Source organism: Sphingomonas sp. GW821-FHT02B09, from assembly GCF_059421875.1.
The window spans coordinates 780012-795016 of the sequence record NZ_JBWKVV010000001.1; the positions used below are offsets into that span (position 1 = coordinate 780012).

General features: G+C 70.0%; 12 protein-coding genes. 8 read left to right on the forward strand and 4 right to left on the reverse strand.

Annotated elements, in window-relative coordinates:
- Positions 1-163 precede the first annotated feature (163 nt).
- Positions 164-4282 (reverse strand): translocation/assembly module TamB domain-containing protein, encoded by a 4119-nt coding sequence (locus tag AC07U4_RS03545; RefSeq protein ID WP_495194456.1) that lies wholly within the window; start codon positions 4280-4282, stop codon positions 164-166.
- Entirely contained in the window at positions 4279-6210 is a 1932-nt protein-coding gene (locus tag AC07U4_RS03550; RefSeq protein ID WP_495194457.1) for an autotransporter assembly complex protein TamA, read from the reverse strand. The genes AC07U4_RS03545 and AC07U4_RS03550 overlap by 4 nt, the downstream gene beginning before the upstream one ends.
- A 188-nt stretch (positions 6211-6398) precedes the next feature.
- On the opposite strand from AC07U4_RS03550, the gene AC07U4_RS03555 reads away from it, so the two are divergent.
- A complete protein-coding gene (locus AC07U4_RS03555; RefSeq protein WP_495194458.1) occupies positions 6399-7160 on the forward strand; it encodes a ThuA domain-containing protein in 762 nt (253 codons plus the stop codon).
- Between the two features lie 97 nt (positions 7161-7257).
- The gene (locus AC07U4_RS03560; RefSeq protein WP_171009451.1) at positions 7258-7428 is read left to right on the forward strand and encodes a hypothetical protein; all 171 of its coding nucleotides are present in this window, start codon (positions 7258-7260) and stop codon (positions 7426-7428) included.
- Here the strand turns inward: AC07U4_RS03560 and AC07U4_RS03565 are convergent, their stop codons facing one another.
- Entirely contained in the window at positions 7429-8046 is a 618-nt protein-coding gene (locus AC07U4_RS03565; RefSeq protein WP_495194459.1) for a LexA family transcriptional regulator, read from the reverse strand.
- Positions 8047-8136: 90 nt separating this feature from the next.
- On the opposite strand from AC07U4_RS03565, the gene AC07U4_RS03570 reads away from it, so the two are divergent.
- The 6 genes from AC07U4_RS03570 (at position 8137) to AC07U4_RS03595 (ending at position 14192) form a co-directional block, all read left to right on the forward strand.
- Positions 8137-8313, forward strand: a complete 177-nt coding sequence (locus tag AC07U4_RS03570) for a hypothetical protein (RefSeq protein ID WP_171009450.1) — start codon at positions 8137-8139, stop codon at positions 8311-8313.
- Positions 8310-8621: a hypothetical protein gene (locus tag AC07U4_RS03575; RefSeq protein WP_495194460.1), complete on the forward strand. Its 312-nt coding sequence runs from the start codon at positions 8310-8312 to the stop codon at positions 8619-8621. Before AC07U4_RS03570 ends, AC07U4_RS03575 begins: the two co-directional genes overlap by 4 nt.
- Before the next feature lie 9 nt (positions 8622-8630).
- Positions 8631-9413 (forward strand): tryptophan 2,3-dioxygenase, encoded by a 783-nt coding sequence (locus AC07U4_RS03580; RefSeq protein ID WP_495194461.1) that lies wholly within the window; start codon positions 8631-8633, stop codon positions 9411-9413.
- 126 nt (positions 9414-9539) lie between these two features.
- Positions 9540-11654, forward strand: coding sequence for a TonB-dependent receptor (locus AC07U4_RS03585; protein WP_495194462.1), 2115 nt, complete (start codon positions 9540-9542; stop codon positions 11652-11654).
- 186 nt (positions 11655-11840) lie between these two features.
- On the forward strand, positions 11841-13025 hold the full coding sequence (locus tag AC07U4_RS03590; protein WP_495194463.1) for an acyl-CoA dehydrogenase: 1185 nt from the start codon (positions 11841-11843) through the stop codon (positions 13023-13025).
- 27 nt (positions 13026-13052) lie between these two features.
- Positions 13053-14192, forward strand: a complete 1140-nt coding sequence (locus tag AC07U4_RS03595; RefSeq protein WP_495194464.1) for a CaiB/BaiF CoA transferase family protein — start codon at positions 13053-13055, stop codon at positions 14190-14192.
- Here AC07U4_RS03595 and AC07U4_RS03600 read toward each other — a convergent pair.
- Positions 14177-14977 carry a DODA-type extradiol aromatic ring-opening family dioxygenase gene (locus AC07U4_RS03600; RefSeq protein ID WP_495194465.1) on the reverse strand — a complete coding sequence of 267 codons (801 nt, stop codon included), beginning with the start codon at positions 14975-14977 and terminating at the stop codon, positions 14177-14179. The genes AC07U4_RS03595 and AC07U4_RS03600 overlap by 16 nt on opposite strands.
- Positions 14978-15005 lie beyond the last annotated feature (28 nt).

The following is a 15005-nucleotide window of genomic DNA, read 5'->3' on the forward strand; positions in this document are numbered from 1 at the left end:
CTGCCCCTGAACCAATGTTTTGTAGCTCAACGCCACTGGTAGGTTTGGGACGCCCGATGGGTCAATCTGACTGACCGACATAGCACGATTTGTTTCAAATTGTTGCAAAGATGCTACAGCCGGCTCACCGCCGCGCGGCCGACGGGCGACTGCCGCAATGACCTCAATAATCCTTCGACACGCGGACGTTGGCGCTCTGTCGGCCGAGCGTCGAGATGCTCGACAGCAGCGAGAGCCAGCGGGTCACCTGGAATTCGACCTGCGTCGCCGAATAGCCCTGACCGTCGGTGACGATCTCCGCATAGAGGCGGCGGGTCACGTATTTGCCGGCGGCGATCGAGGTGCCCTGGCCGGTCTGCGGATCGGCGGGGAGGATGCGCAGCCGGTCGAGCCCGGCGGCGCGGCGTACCGCGTTGATCGGGTTGAGGCCGTTGCCGCCGTTCTGCAACGCCGCCACCGCCGCGGCGAGCTGCAACGCCTCCGGCGCGGACAATCGCGTGATCGAGGTGCCGAACAGCAGCCGCGACAGCAGTTCGTCCTCGGGGAGCGCCGGCGTGCTGGTGAAGCCGATCTCGGGCTTGAGCGCGGTGCCGGTGACGCGGATCGTCGCATTGAGGCCGGTGCTGTCGGCGTTCGCCTCGATATCGAGCACCGGATTGGCGGGCACCTCGCCGGCGAAGCGGATGACGCCGCGCGACAGCTGGAACTTGCGGCCGGCGAATTCATAATCGCCGCGGATCATGTTCGCCTGGCCGGTGATCGCGGGATTGCCGGGCTGGCCGGCGATGCCGAGGTCGGCGGACCATTCGCTGGACAGGCCGAGGCCGCTGACGATGACCTTGTCGGGCGCCTTCGCCTTGATCGCCAGCGTCCACGGCGCGGGCGGCGCCTCGTCCTCCTCGCCGCCCTCGGGCAGATTGATCTCGCGGATCTTGAGCTGCGGCAATGCGCTGGCGGCGCTCGCCTGGCCGAGCCGGTAGCGGCTGCGGTCGAGCACGACGTCACCCGCGATCGTGCCGCCGGCGCCGTCGGAAGTGAAGGTGAGCGGCCCGGTGACGGTCGCGCCGATGTCGTCGCGGTTGATCATCACCGCGTGATCGGCGCGCAGCTTGAGGTCGAGGCCGATGCCGTGCGCCGCGGCGAAGTCGAAGCCGCCGCTGCCGGTGACGCGGCCGCCCTTGCCGGCGTCGGCGGCGAACCGGTCGATCTGCAGGCGCGAGCCGCCGAAACGGCCGGTCGCCTGGACGTTGGTGAGGACGGTGCCGGTATTGGCGCTCTCGATGCGCGCGCCATTGGCCTGGAGCACGCCGCGGATCACCGGCGCGCCGATCCGGCCGCTGACGTCGGCGCCGATCGCGACCGGGCCGGAGAGGTCGAACAGTTCGATCCCGGTCAGCCGCCAGACGGTGTCCGCCGGACCCTGGTAGCGCAATTGCGCGAACAGCGGCGCGGCGGCGATGCGGCTGGCGAGATCGCCCTCCCCCAACGGCCGCAGCAGCGCCTGCGCGCGGCCGATCGTCCTGCCGCCCGAGGCCATCACCGCGCGCACGCCGAGCCGGTCGGCGGACAGTACGGCGGCAAGGCCGAGGTCGATCGGTCGCAACGCCAGCACCAGCCCGGCGCGGCTGAGCCCGCGTACGGTGAGATCGGCCTTGCCGGTCGGCGCGGCGCCGGCGGCGGTCGCATAGCTGACGCTTCCCGAGGCGGTACCGCTGAGGCCGAGGCGCGGATAGCCGATGTCGAGGATCGCCAGCGGCATGCGGGTGAGCGAGGCGTCGACGGCCAAAGCGGTGTCGCTGAACCGGCCGCCGACCTGCGCCTCGCCGCCGGCGAAGCTGAGGCGGGTCGGCGCGAGTGTCCAGCCGTCGCCGTCGCGGGTGATCCCGGCGGGCGAGAGCAGGCGCAGCGGACGGCGATCGAGCGTACCCTGCGCGGCGACCGAGAACCGACCAGGGGCGACCTGCGTCACCGTCTGGATGTCGAAGGCGCGGCCGCGCGAGCCGGCGATCGAGGCGCGCACCTCGCCGACGCCGCCGCGCAGTTTCGCATTGGCGGCGAAGCGGGCGAGGCTGAGCCGGCCCTGACGGACGCCGGCGCCGGTCGCGGTGAGGTCGAGCGCGGTGCCGGCGGGGTCGAGCAGCAGCGCGGCATCGACATGGCCGCGGCGCAGGGTGGCGGCGCCGAGCCGCGCGTTGGTGGCGTCGAGATGTGTCTCAATACGCTGCACGGTGCCGACCGGGCGGAACAGCAGCTCCCCCGCCAGTCCGCCGCCGGTGACGGCGAGCCGGCCGGTGAAGCCGCCATGGCCCATCGCCAGCCGGCCGGCGGCGGTGGTGCCGCTAACCGCGATGCGATCGACGACGAGGATGTCGTCGACGCCGGGCGGTAGCAGCAGAATCGATCCCGCCGCGGTGAACGGCCCGAGCCGCGACCCGCCTTCGCCGCGCCAGGTGAAGCCGGTCGGGGTGGGATCGAGATGCGCGCGCACCTGCGACAGGCCGAGTGCATCATTCGGGGCGGCGAACTGGAGATCGAGCGTCGGGCGATCGATCTTGCCGTCGAGGCGCAGCGTCACCGGACCGTAGGTGCCGTGGCGGCCGCTGGCCTCGATATGGAAGGTGTCGTCGACGCGGCGATAGCCATTGCCGCGCAGCGTGAGCAGCGGCGAGGTCAGCACCATGTTCGAGAAATGGAGCAGGCCGTCGGCGCTGCGTTCGAGGTTGGTGACGATGCGCGGCAGGCCGCCGGTGAGGCCGCGCAGGAAGCCGTTGTCGAGCCGCACCACCTGCGCGGTGCCGCGACCGACGATGCGCGTGCCCCGGCCGCCCGGCCCCGGCACGACGCGCAGATCGGAACGCAGATCGACGATGCCGAGCCCCTTGATGAACAGGCGGTTGAGCGTGCCGTTGAGCCCGACCTCGTAGCGGCCGGTGGCGAGGTCGAGCGCGACCATCAGCCGGCCGGCCAGCTTGTCGGAGCGCAGCCGCAGCGCGTCGCCGGTCAGCAGCGACCCGTTGAGCACGAGCGGCCCGTCGAGGCTGAAGTTGCGCAGGATACCGCCGGCGACGGTGCCGATGCCGGTGACCTGCGCCGCGGTGAAGCGGGTCGGCAGTGTCAGCTTGCCCGGCCCGAGCCGGCCGCTGCCGGCGAGGCGGACGGTGTCGAGCCCGGTACGGTCGATCGCGAGCCGGTCCGCCTTCAGGCGATAATCGAAACGGGCGGTGCGGAAGCCGCCGTCGAGCACGGCACGCAGCTCGACGCCGCTGCCGGACATCGCCGGGATCACCGCCGCCGGGCGGAGCAGCCGCGCGCGCAGCCGCACGTTGCGCCAGGCGTTGGCGCCGAGATCGACCAGCCCGACCGCGTCGAGCGCGAGCGCCGGGCTGCGCAGGTCGAGCCGGCCGTCGAGGCGACGGTCGGCGAAGGTCGCGTCGCCGCGGACGCGCATCCGCAGGCCGGCGAGGCGCAGCGCGGCGCCGGTCACGATGCCGGCGGGGGCGATCTCGCCGGACAGCGTGTACCGGCCGTCGGTCGCCGCCAGCGCGAGGTCGAGCGCGCGCGCGGCACCGACGCGGCCGGTCGCCCTGCCCCGCCAGCGCGACCAGCGACCGTCGCCGTCGATGTCGAGCGCGACGCTGCGCTTCAGTCCGAGGCTGCGCGCGAGCACGCCGCCGGCGGCGCCCGCGGCGCGGACGTCGACGTCGAACCGGTCGCGGTCGGGCTCGGCGTCGAGGCGCAGCGCGAGCCGGTCGGAGCCGGCGATGCGCGCGTCGAGCCGGACCAGCGCGCGACCGTGGCGGATGTCGGCGCGGCCGGCGACGCGGCCGACCCGCTCGCTGCCGAGCACGCGGCGGGCGAGCACCAGCCGATCGACGCCCAGCGCCCCGATGCGGATATCGAAATCCGGCAGGATCGGCCCCGAGCGCGCCGACGGTCGGGTATGGGGAACGTGAAAGAGCGTCGCCTGCGCGATCGCGAGCCGCTTGATGACGAGCTGGTGCCGCGCCCAGCGCCACGGCGCCCAGTCGAGGTCGACCGCGGGCGCCTGGACGAGCAGACCGTCGAGATCGTAGACGCGCACGTCCTTGAGCCGCGACCGGCCGTAGAGCGAACCGTCGATCCGGCCGATGGTGAAGCGCAGCCCGTTGGCGGTGCGGATCGCGCCGATCCGCTGCGCCACCCAGCGATGGCCAACGTCGGTGTCGACGATCAGCAGCGCCAGCGCGGCGATCGCGGCGAGCGCGACCAGCGCAGTCGCGATGCGCCGCAGCCAGCGCCTCAAAACGCCTGCCCCAGCGAAACGTAGACGGCGATGCGGCTGTCGCCCGGCTGCGGATTGAGCGGGGTGCCGACGTCGAAGCGGATCGGGCCGAAATTGGAATAATAACGGACGCCGACGCCGGCGCCGTATTGGAAATCGCCGAGCTTCGGGATCGCGCTGGTGTAGATCGTGCCGCCGTCGAGGAAGGGGACGATGCCGAAATTGCCGAAGGTCTTGACCCGTGCCTCGATCGAGAATTCGGCGAGACTGCGGCCGCCGATGGGGTCGTTGTTGACGTCGCGCGGGCCGATCGCCTGATAGCCATAGCCACGCACCGAGGCGCCGCCGCCGGCATAGAAGCGCCGTGACGGCGCGATGCTGTCGCGCGATGCGCCGAGGATCGAGCCGAGCCGGATACGCTCGGCCAGCACGACGCCGCGGTGCGCCGGCTGGTAGGCGCTGGCGTCGATCTGCACGCGCGCATAGCCGAAGGCGTCGTTCTCGAGCGAGAATTCCGGGCTGAACCGGCCACCGAGGCGGAAGCCGCGGGTCGGGTTGAGCAGATCGTCCGAGCCGTCGTAATTGAGGCTGGTCGGCGCGGCGGCGATGTAGAAGGTGCGGCGGCGCGGCTCGCCGGTCGCGGCGATGACGTCGCGTTCGTCGGAGCTGAGCACCTCGCCGCCGATCGACCAGGTCCAGGTCTTCTGGAAGAAGATCGTCGTCTGCCGCTCGATATTGGCGGCGACGGTATAGGTCTTGGCCTCATAGGCGTCGCGCTGGACGTGGCTGGCGGAGATCTGCGCGGTGAAGACGCGATCGCGGTCGCCGAAATTGTTGCGGCGGAAGACGACGCTGCCGAGCTGTTCGCGGGTGCCGAGCACGCTGCGCAGCGTCAGCGCGCCCTCCGGCGGGAACAGGTTACGGTGCGTCCAGCTCAATTCGGCGCGGGCGCCCTCGCCGGTGCCGTAGCCCAGCTCGCCGGCGATGGTGTGCGGCGGCGCGGCGGCGAGCTTGACGCCGATGTCGACGGTGCCGGACGCGTCGCCGGGGATCGGCTTGACCTCGACCGAGGAGACGAGCCCGGTCTGGATCAGCGCGCGGCGCAGATCGTCGAGCGTCGTCGCGTCGAACGTGTCGCCGGGGGACAGGCGGGCGATTTCCTGCACGTGTTCGGCGTCGAACACGCGGTTGCCGGGCAGCGCGACGAACTTGCCGAAGCGGCTCTCGGCGCCGGGCGCGACCTGGAGGTCGAGCGTCGCGCTCTTGCTGGCGTGGTCGACGACGACCTGCGGTTCGCCGACGTCGGCGAAGGGGAAACCGGACTGGCCGATCTTCGCGGTGAGGCGCGCGGTGCCGGCGACGATCGCATCGGCATTGACCGGATCCTGCGGCTTTACCCCGAACGCCTCGCGCAGCGGCTGCGCCTTGGTGCCCGCTGCGGCGATGCCGCCGAGCGTCACGTCCTTGAGCCGATAGAGCGTGCCGGGCTCGGCGGCGAGCACGACGAGCGGCTTGGCGCCGGCCTCGACCCGCGTCGTCACGCGCGCGTCGTAATAGCCCTCGCCGCGCAGCAGCGTCTGGAGCAGGTCGGCGTCCTCGCGCGCCCGGCGGTCGAGCTGCGCGGCATTGGCAACGCTGCCGTCGTTGGCATCGAGCGTCGAGAGTTCCTCGAAGCGCTTGCGCAGCAGCGGCGTCGCGGCGGTGTCGATACCGTCGATCCGCCAGCTATAGCGGCGTTCGGCGGCCCCGTCGGTCGCCGCCGCGGCCGCCGCGCCGGCGGGGTCGGCGCCGAGCTCGGGCCAGGCGACACCGATGTCGGGCAGCGGCGCGAGCGGTGCATTGGGATCGAGCGGCGTCGCCTCCGCCGGCATGGTCTGCGCCGCGGTTTGTCCGGGAAGAAGGAGCACGGCAGTCGCGCCAAGCCCGAACCACCCCAAACGCAACAGCATAGCGCCGTCCTAGCGCGCGTCCGTGGCTCGCAACAGTCCCATTTCCGACGCTTTTGCGCTCGATCGGGCTCGCATATCGCCCGGCCGGGCGCGGTATGGCCGCGACGGCGAGCCCGACCAAGGTTGCGGTTGCGCCGTCGCACCCCGCGCGGGCATGCGAGCGAACGTTCGCCGATGAAAGGAACGCCATGAAGGCCCTGCCCCTGCTCGCCGCGCTGGCCGTGTCGCTCGTCCCCGCCGCCGCGGTGGCGGAGGACCAGTTCAAGCTGCTCGTGATCGCCGCGCCGAGCACCTATCATTATGAATACATCCCCGTCGCGCGGGAAAATCTGGAGCGGCTGGGGCGGTTGCACGGCTTTGCGGTTACCTGGACGAGCGACGGCGCGGCGTTCGACGGCGATCTCGGCCAATATGCCGCGGTGATGTTCCTCAACACGCCCGCCGAAACGCTGAGCGAACCGCGACGGCGGCGGTTCGAGGCCTATATGCGCGGCGGCGGCAATGCGATGGTGGTGCATCGCGCCGCGATCATCCCGCCGGCGGCGTGGCCGTGGTACGAGCAACTGGTCGGCCGCTCCTTCGTCAACCACCCGATGCTGCAGACCGGCGTGGTGACGGTGACCGACAAAAGCTTCCCGGCGACCTTCGGCCTGCCCGATCGCTGGATCTGGAGCGACGAATATTACGTCACCGCCAACCCCTATAAGGTGACGATCCATCCGGTGCTGAACGCCGACGAGACGAGCTACGATCCGACGCGGATCTGGCCGGGGCAGATCGGCCGGCGGATGGGCAAGGACCATCCCGAGGCCTGGTATCATTCCTACGAGAAGGGGCGCGTCTTCGTCACCCTGCTCGGCCACAATGTCGAGATGTACCGCGACGACCGTTACCTGCAACACCTGCTGGGAGGCATCTACTGGACCGCGACCGGGCGCGGGCAAGGGTGAGAGGCGGGGATCGGGTTACCGGGTCATCGCCGGCCGCCCCGGCGCGGGCGTGGAGGGCGATCTGGCGTCTCGCGGCGGGACGTGGCAGGACCGCGGCATGGCCGAAACTCCTCCTTCCGCCGCCGGCGGCATTCTCGTGGCGATCTGCTCGATCGGCGGCGCAGTCGTCGGCCTGATCCAGGGTCAGGTGACGATCGGTTTCCTCGCTGGGCTGGCGATCGGCGCGGCAGGTGCGGTCGCGGTGTGGCTGCGCGACAGCCGCCGCTGATCAGCGCGGCTCGCGCATCAGCCAGACGACGCGGCCGATCACCTCCACTTTGCCGTCCGGCACCGGCGGCGCGGCGGGATGGTCGCTGGCGATCGTCAGCCCCTCACGGCGCCGCGCGATACGCTTGACCATGACGGCGTCGTCGATGCGGATAACGAAGACCCGCCCCTGCGCATCCGGCGTGCGACGCGCCTGATCGACGACGATCAGGTCGCCGTCGACCAGCCCCGGCTCCATCGAATCGCCGCGCACGCGGACGATCGCCGCCATCCCCTCGCGCAACCCGAGCCGCGTCGCCAGCGCCGGATCGATCGCCGCCGCGCCGAGCGTCACCTCGCCGTCGACGAACGCGCCCGGGCCAGCCGAAGCGGCGACGTCGAGTCGCGGCAGCGTGAACGGCCGGCGGCCGGGGTCCGCCCCGAGCTCGACCTCATCGACACCGAAATAATCGGCGAGCCGGCGGCGATCGTCGGGCGCGAGCCGGCGCGGCGAGCCGCGTGCGACGAATTGCTGGAGATAGGCGGCGTTGCGGCCGAGCATCGCCGACAGCGCGGCGAGGCTGTCGCCCCGCGCCGCCGCCAATGCCTTCAGCCGCAGCCCTGCCTCGCCTTGTGCCATGCCGACGGATGTAGCGTAGGAAATTTTCCTAGACAAGTTGGATCGACCGGAACAGATCAAGAACATCACCCAAGGATTCGGGAGGGAACGATGTCATTGCTGCTCAAGATCGACCGCTATCTGCGGCGGACCAACATGTCGCGGACGCAGTTCGGCCGGCTCGCGGTCAACGATCCGAGGCTGGTCACCGACATGGTGCGCGGTCGCGTGATCGGCCCAGCGGTCGCGGCGCGAATCACGCGGTTCATGGACGGGACGGAGGCATGATGCGCCATCCCGACGAACAGACCCGGCTGCATCGCGCGCTGGCGGCGAGTGCCGCCTGTCACGGGCTGACCGTGCACCCCGTCACGGTGCACGAGCGGCCGTGGTCGAGCGCGACCTTCACCGGCTGGCGGCTGACGCTCGACGTGGCGATCGCCGGTGGCGATCCCGGCGACTGGCTGGCGGCGCTGCCCGAGGAGGATCTGGCGGTGCCCGGCCGGCTGGTCGCCGACCTGGTGGTGACGCACGCCGCCGGCGCGCGCGCGACGCTGGCGGTGCTGCTGCTGGAGGGCGGTGACGGCTTCGGCTAAGCTGCTGCAATGACGATCACTTATCGCAGCTACCTGCGCCTGCCGGAATTGCTCGACCTGCAAACGCCGCTGAGCGGCGTGCATGACGAATTGCTGTTCGTGACGATCCATCAGGCGTCGGAACTGTGGATGAAGCTCTGCCTGCACGAACTCGGCGAGGCGCGGCGGCGGATCGCGGCGGACGATCTGCCGCCGGCGCTCAAGATGATGGCGCGGGTCAGCCGCATCCAGACGCAGCTCATCCAGTCGTGGGAGGTGCTGGCGACGATGACACCGGCGGATTATGCCGCGATGCGTGGCAGCTTGGGGCAAAGTTCGGGCTTTCAGTCCGACCAATATCGCTGCCTCGAGTTCATCATGGGCAATCGCAATGCGGCGATGCTCGCGCTGTTCGAGGAAGAGGCCGTGCGCGCGCGCCTGACGGCGGAGCTCGCGGTGCCGAGCCTGTACGACGAGGCGCTGCGGCTGCTCGCGCGCCGCGGCCTGCCGATGCCCGCGGGACGGATCGAACGCGACTTCGCACAGATCGCGCCGCCGTCGCGCGAGGTCGAGGCTTGCTGGGCGATCGTCTACGGCCGGCCGCACGACCATTGGGATCTCTATGAACTCGCCGAGAAGCTCGTTGATCTGGAATATCACGTCCAGCTCTGGCGGTTCGGGCATCTCAAGACGGTCGAGCGGGTGATCGGGTTCAAGACCGGCACCGGCGGCACCGCCGGCGTGCCCTATCTCGCCAAGGTGGTGGAACAGCGTTTCTTTCCCGAATTGCTCGACGTGCGCACGAGTTTGTAGCGCGACGAAGCGAGATATGGGCACGACGAACCGCGAGCGAATGCGCTTGGATATAATGTAACATATCGCTTAGATGCTTCGCACCTGCACAATCGCGGGTTCTCTATCGTGCACCGCGGAGTTTCGATGCTGAAGTTTTCCCTGCTGGCCGGCGCCGCCCTGATCGCTGCCCCCGCCCTCGCCCAGACCGACCCGACCGCCACCCCGGCGCCGCAGAGCCGCGACATCATCGTCACCGCGGCGGTGCCGCAGAGCGAGCGCGACGTGTTGCAGGGCACTTCGGTGATCTCGGGCGATGAACTGACCCGCAACCTGCGCCCGACGATCGGCGAGACGCTGGCGCGCCAGCCGGGCGTGTCGGCGACCTCGTTCGGGCCGAGCGCGTCGCGGCCGATCCTGCGCGGCTTCCAGGGCGATCGCATCCGCGTGCTGACCGACGGTATCGGCTCGATCGACGTGTCGAACACCAGCGTCGACCATGCCGTCATCATCGATCCGCTGCTCGCCGAGCGGATCGAGGTGCTGCGCGGCCCCTCCGCGCTGCTGTTCGGCTCGTCGGCGGTCGGCGGCGTGGTCAACGTCATCGATACGCGCATCCCGCGGACGGTGCCCGAGAACGGCTACCGCCTGAACGGCATCGCCAATTACGGCTCCGCGGCGAACGAGCGGTCGGGCGGCGCGGCGGGCGACGTCGCGGTCGGCGAGCATCTCGTGCTGCATGCCGATGGCTCGTACCTCAAGGCGGACGATCTGCGCACCGGCCGCGGCTATCTGCTGTCGCCCAGCGCGCGCGCGGCGGCGCTGAGCCAGGTCGGCCTGCCGCAGGATACCGACGAGCCGATCGACTTCGCCGCCTCCGCCGGCCTGCGCAACCGCCTGCCCAATTCGGCGGCGGAGACCTGGACCGCGGGCGCGGGCGCGTCGATCATCACCGACACCGGCAATCTCGGCGTGTCGTACAGCCATTACGACAGCCTCTACGGCGTGCCGATCCGCTATGCGACTGCGGTCGGGCAGGAGCAGGAGGCGCCGCGGCTGTCGGTCGTGCAGAACCGCGTCGACCTACGCGGCGAGGTGAATACCGGCGGCGAATGGCTCGACAAGATCCGCATCCGCGCCGGCCAGGCGAGCTATCGCCATTTCGAGCTGGAGGAGGACGGCAGCGTCGGCACCGCCTTCTACAACAAGGGGCTCGAAGGGCGACTCGAGATCGTCCAGGCGAACCGCGGCGGCTGGCAGGGCGCGAGCGGCGTCCAGTATTTCAACCGCATCTTCAACGTCGTCGGCGACGAAGCCTTCCTGCCCAAGAACGAGACCAACCAGACCGGCTTCTTCACGCTGCAACAATATAGCGCGGGACCGTTCCGCGCCGAGGGCGGGCTGCGCTACGAACTGACCGACGTCGCCGGCCGCGTGCCCTATGGCGAGGACCGGTTCTTCGGCGGCACGCGCCATTTCGAGGCGCTGTCGGGTTCGATCGGCGCCTCCTATGCGATTGGCGACGGCATCCGCATCGGCCTCAACGGCTCGCGGACCGAACGCGCGCCGTCGGCGGAGGAACTGCTCGCCAACGGGCCGCATGCCGGCACGCAGGCCTATGAGCTGGGCGATCCCGATTTCCGGCTCGAGAAATCCTGGGGGCTGGAAGCGACGCTGCACGCGCATGGCGACGGCTACAGCTTCGACGCGTCGGCTTATTACAACTGGTTCACCAACTATATCTCGGAGAACCGCGTCGATCCCTCGGTCTGCCTGACGCGCACCGACGAACTCGATGGCCTGCCCTGCTTCCAGTACCAGCAGGGCGACGCGCGCTATTATGGCTTCGAGGCGGATGCCTCGGTGCGGCTGGCGCGGATCGGCGATTACACGATCAACGCCGACCTGCTCGGCGATTACGTCCATGCCAATATCGTCGACCTCGGGCCGGCGCCGCGCATCCCGCCGGCGCGCGTGCTCGGCGGCATCGAGGCGCAGGGCGAACGGCTCGGCGGGCGCGTCGAGGTGGAGCATGTCTTCGAGCAGAACCGCATCGCCGCGTTCGAGACGCCGACCAGCGACTATACGATGGTCAACGCCTCGGCCTCGATCAGCCCGTTCGGCAAGGACAGCAAGACCAGCCTGCTGCTGTCGGCGAACAATCTGTTCGACGTCGTCGCGCGGAGGCATTCGAGCTTCCTGAAGGACTTCGCACCGCTTGCCGGGCGCGACATCCGCGTGACGCTGCGCTTCGGGTTGTAAACATCGCATTCCTCCCCGGCACGGGGAGGTGACACGGCGAAGCCGTGACGGAGGGGGGCTTCCACCAGGTGAATCGTCTGTGGAAGCCCCCCTCCACCAGCTTCGCTGGTCCCCCTCCCCGTGCCGGGGAGGAGCTTGCGTCGCTCACCGTCCTCCCGTACCGCACCTTCAAAAGGAGACGATGCGATGGCCGGCATGGGCAAGTTCGACTGGGCCGATCCCTTCCTGCTCGACGATCAGTTGAGCGAGGACGAGCGGATGATCCGCGATACTGCGCGCGGTTATGCGCAGGACAAGCTTGCGCCGCGGATCGTCGAGGCGTTCCGCACCGAGCACACCGATCCCGCGATCTTCCGGGAGATGGGCGAGCTCGGCCTGCTTGGGCCGACGCTGCCCGAGGACTATGGCGGCGTCGGCGCGGGTTACGTCGCTTATGGGCTGGTGGCGCGCGAGGTCGAGCGGATCGACTCGGGCTATCGGTCGATGATGAGCGTGCAGTCGAGCCTCGTGATGTATCCGATCTTCGCCTACGGCTCGGAGGAGCAGAAGCGCGCCTTCCTGCCCAAGCTCGCGAGCGGCGAATATATCGGCTGTTTCGGGCTGACCGAGCCCGATGCCGGTTCCGACCCCGGCGGGATGACGACGCGGGCGCGCAAGGTCGATGGCGGCTACGTCCTCTCCGGCGCCAAGACCTGGATTTCGAACAGTCCGATCGCCGACGTCTTCGTCGTCTGGGCCAAGTCGGAGGCGCATGATGGCGCGATCCGCGGCTTCGTGCTCACCAAGGACATGAAGGGGCTGTCCGCGCCGAAGATCGAGGGCAAGCTCTCCCTGCGCGCCTCGATCACCGGCGGCATCGTGATGGAGGATGTCGAGGTCGGCGAGGATGCGTTGCTGCCCGGCGTCGAGGGATTGAAGGGGCCGTTCGGCTGCCTTAACCGCGCGCGTTACGGAATCAGCTGGGGCGCGCTCGGCGCGGCGGAATTCTGCTTCCATGCCGCGCGCCAATATGGCCTCGACCGCAAGCAGTTCGGCACGCCGCTCGCCGGGCGCCAGCTCTACCAGAAGAAGCTCGCCGATATGGAGACCGAGATCGCGCTCGGGTTGCAGGCGTCGCTGCGCGTCGGGCGGCTGATGGACGAAGGCCGGTTCGCGCCGGAAATGGTCAGCCTCGTCAAGCGCAACAACGTCGGCAAGGCGCTGGAGATCGCGCGGATGAGCCGCGACATGCACGGCGGCAACGGCATCTCGGGCGAATATCAGGTGATGCGCCATATGATGAACCTCGAGACGGTGAACACCTATGAGGGCGCACACGACGTCCACGCGCTGATCCTCGGCCGCGCGATCACCGGGATAGCGGCGTTTTGAACCTGCGGCTGACGCAGGAGCAGCGCGGTGGCTGACCACCCGCTGGCCGGGCTCAAGGTGCTCGAACTCGCGCGTATCCTCGCCGGCCCGTGGGCGGGACAGGTGCTCGCCGATCTCGGTGCCGAGGTCACCAAGATCGAGAGTCCTGCGGGCGACGACACGCGGACGTGGGGGCCGCCGTTCGTCGATTATGACGACGGCACGCGCGACGCCGCCTATTTCCACGCCTGCAATCGCGGCAAGACGAGCCACGTCATCGACTTCACCACGGCCGAAGGTCAGCAGCGCGTCCGCGCCCTCGCCGCCGACGCCGATGTGCTGATCGAGAATTTCAAGGTCGGTGGGCTAGTCAAATACGGGCTCGATTATGCCAGCCTGTCGGCGCTCAACCCGCGCCTCGTCTATTGTTCGATCACCGGCTTCGGGCAGGACGGCCCCTATGCGCCGCGCGCCGGCTATGATTTCATCGTTCAGGGGATGAGCGGGATGATGGACCTGACCGGCGACCCCGACGGTGCGCCGCAGAAAATCGGCGTCGCGATGGCCGATATTACCACCGGCCTGTATGCGGTGATCGCGATCCAGGCGGCGCTGGCGATGCGCGAGCGGACCGGGCGCGGCCAGTGGATCGACATGGCGCTGCTCGACACGATGACCGGGGTGCTCGCCAATCAGGCGGCGAATTACTTCGCCAGCGGCGTCACGCCGGCACGCGTCGGCAACGCGCATCTCAACGTCTGCCCCTATGCGGTGTTCGAGACCGCGGACGGCTGGTTCATCCTCGCGGTCGGCAACGACGGCCAGTTCCGGCGCTTCTGCGCCGTCGTCGGGCTGAATGCCGACGATCCGCGCTATGCGACCAACGCGTTGCGGCTGGAACATAAGGTGCCGCTGTTCGCGGAGATCACCGCCGCGACGCGGACCTTCGCGCGCAATGACCTGCTCGGCGGGCTGGAGGCGGCGGGCGTGCCGGCGGGGCCGATCAATACCGTCGAACAGGCGCTCACCGATCCGCAGGTGCTGGCGCGGGCCATGGTGCTTGACCAGCCGCCGATCCGGGGGCTGCGGACGCCGATCCGCTTTTCCGACGCCGCGCTCGCCACCGACCGGCCGGCGCCGCGGCTGGGCGCGGGCGACCGCGCCGATGCGGCTCAGCCGAAGCGATAGGCCGACACCGCCCAGCCGAGCACGACGTCGCGATAGTCGCATACCGCCGCCGCCTCGCCGCCTGCACCGAGCGCGACCATCAGCGGCAGCAGATGCTCGGCCTCGGGATGGGCGAAGCGGGCGTGCGGCAGGCTTTCCCAGTCGATCACCCGCGCCGCGCGGCGGGCGGAATCGGGATCGGTGACCGCGTCGGTGAGCGCCGCGTCCCATGCGGCGGCGACCGGCGTCACCTGCGGGCCGCGGGCACGCAGATTGTGGAAGCTCATCCCCGATCCGACGATCAGCACGCCATCGTCGCGGAGCGGCGCGAGCGCCTGCCCGATCGCGACATGCGCCGCCGGGTCGAGGTCGGCGCGCAGCGACAGTTGCGCCAGCGGGATGGTGGCGGCGGGATCGGCGACCATCATCGGGATGAACACGCCATGGTCCCAGCCGCGCGCCGCCTCCTCGCCGACCGCATGACCTGCACCGCGCAGCAACGTCGCGGCGCGGCGGGCGACCTCGGGCGCCCCCGGCGCATCCCAGCGCAGGCGGTAGGTGTGCGCGGGAAAGTTGTAATAGTCGTACAGCAACGACGGTCGCTCGCCGACATGGACGGTGAGGTCCGGCGCCTCCCAATGGCCCGAGACCATCAGGATTGCGCGCGGCCGCTCCGGCAGCGTGGCGAGCAGGCCGGCGAGATAGGCCTGCATCGGCCGCCACATCGGATCGGGCGGCCCGCCGGCCGGGTCCATGAAGAAGCAGGGGCCGCCGCCATGCGGCACGAACAGCGTCGGAAGCGTCATGCCGGCAAGGTCGTGCCTCGCGGGGCGT

What these genes read in the sequence shown, in the direction of transcription:
- AC07U4_RS03580 (WP_495194461.1), top strand. Translation starts at nt 8,631, where the DNA reads ATGACGATCACTTATCGCAGCTACCTGCGCCTGCCGGAATTGCTCGAC.
- AC07U4_RS03575 (WP_495194460.1), top strand. Translation starts at nt 8,310, where the DNA reads ATGATGCGCCATCCCGACGAACAGACCCGGCTGCATCGCGCGCTGGCG.
- AC07U4_RS03565 (WP_495194459.1), bottom strand. Translation starts at nt 8,046, where the DNA reads ATGGCACAAGGCGAGGCAGGGCTGCGGCTGAAGGCATTGGCGGCGGCG.
- AC07U4_RS03560 (WP_171009451.1), top strand. Translation starts at nt 7,258, where the DNA reads ATGGCCGAAACTCCTCCTTCCGCCGCCGGCGGCATTCTCGTGGCGATC.
- AC07U4_RS03550 (WP_495194457.1), bottom strand. Translation starts at nt 6,210, where the DNA reads ATGCTGTTGCGTTTGGGGTGGTTCGGGCTTGGCGCGACTGCCGTGCTC.
- AC07U4_RS03570 (WP_171009450.1), top strand. Translation starts at nt 8,137, where the DNA reads ATGTCATTGCTGCTCAAGATCGACCGCTATCTGCGGCGGACCAACATG.
- AC07U4_RS03585 (WP_495194462.1), top strand. Translation starts at nt 9,540, where the DNA reads ATGCTGAAGTTTTCCCTGCTGGCCGGCGCCGCCCTGATCGCTGCCCCC.
- AC07U4_RS03600 (WP_495194465.1), bottom strand. Translation starts at nt 14,977, where the DNA reads ATGACGCTTCCGACGCTGTTCGTGCCGCATGGCGGCGGCCCCTGCTTC.
- AC07U4_RS03590 (WP_495194463.1), top strand. Translation starts at nt 11,841, where the DNA reads ATGGCCGGCATGGGCAAGTTCGACTGGGCCGATCCCTTCCTGCTCGAC.
- AC07U4_RS03555 (WP_495194458.1), top strand. Translation starts at nt 6,399, where the DNA reads ATGAAGGCCCTGCCCCTGCTCGCCGCGCTGGCCGTGTCGCTCGTCCCC.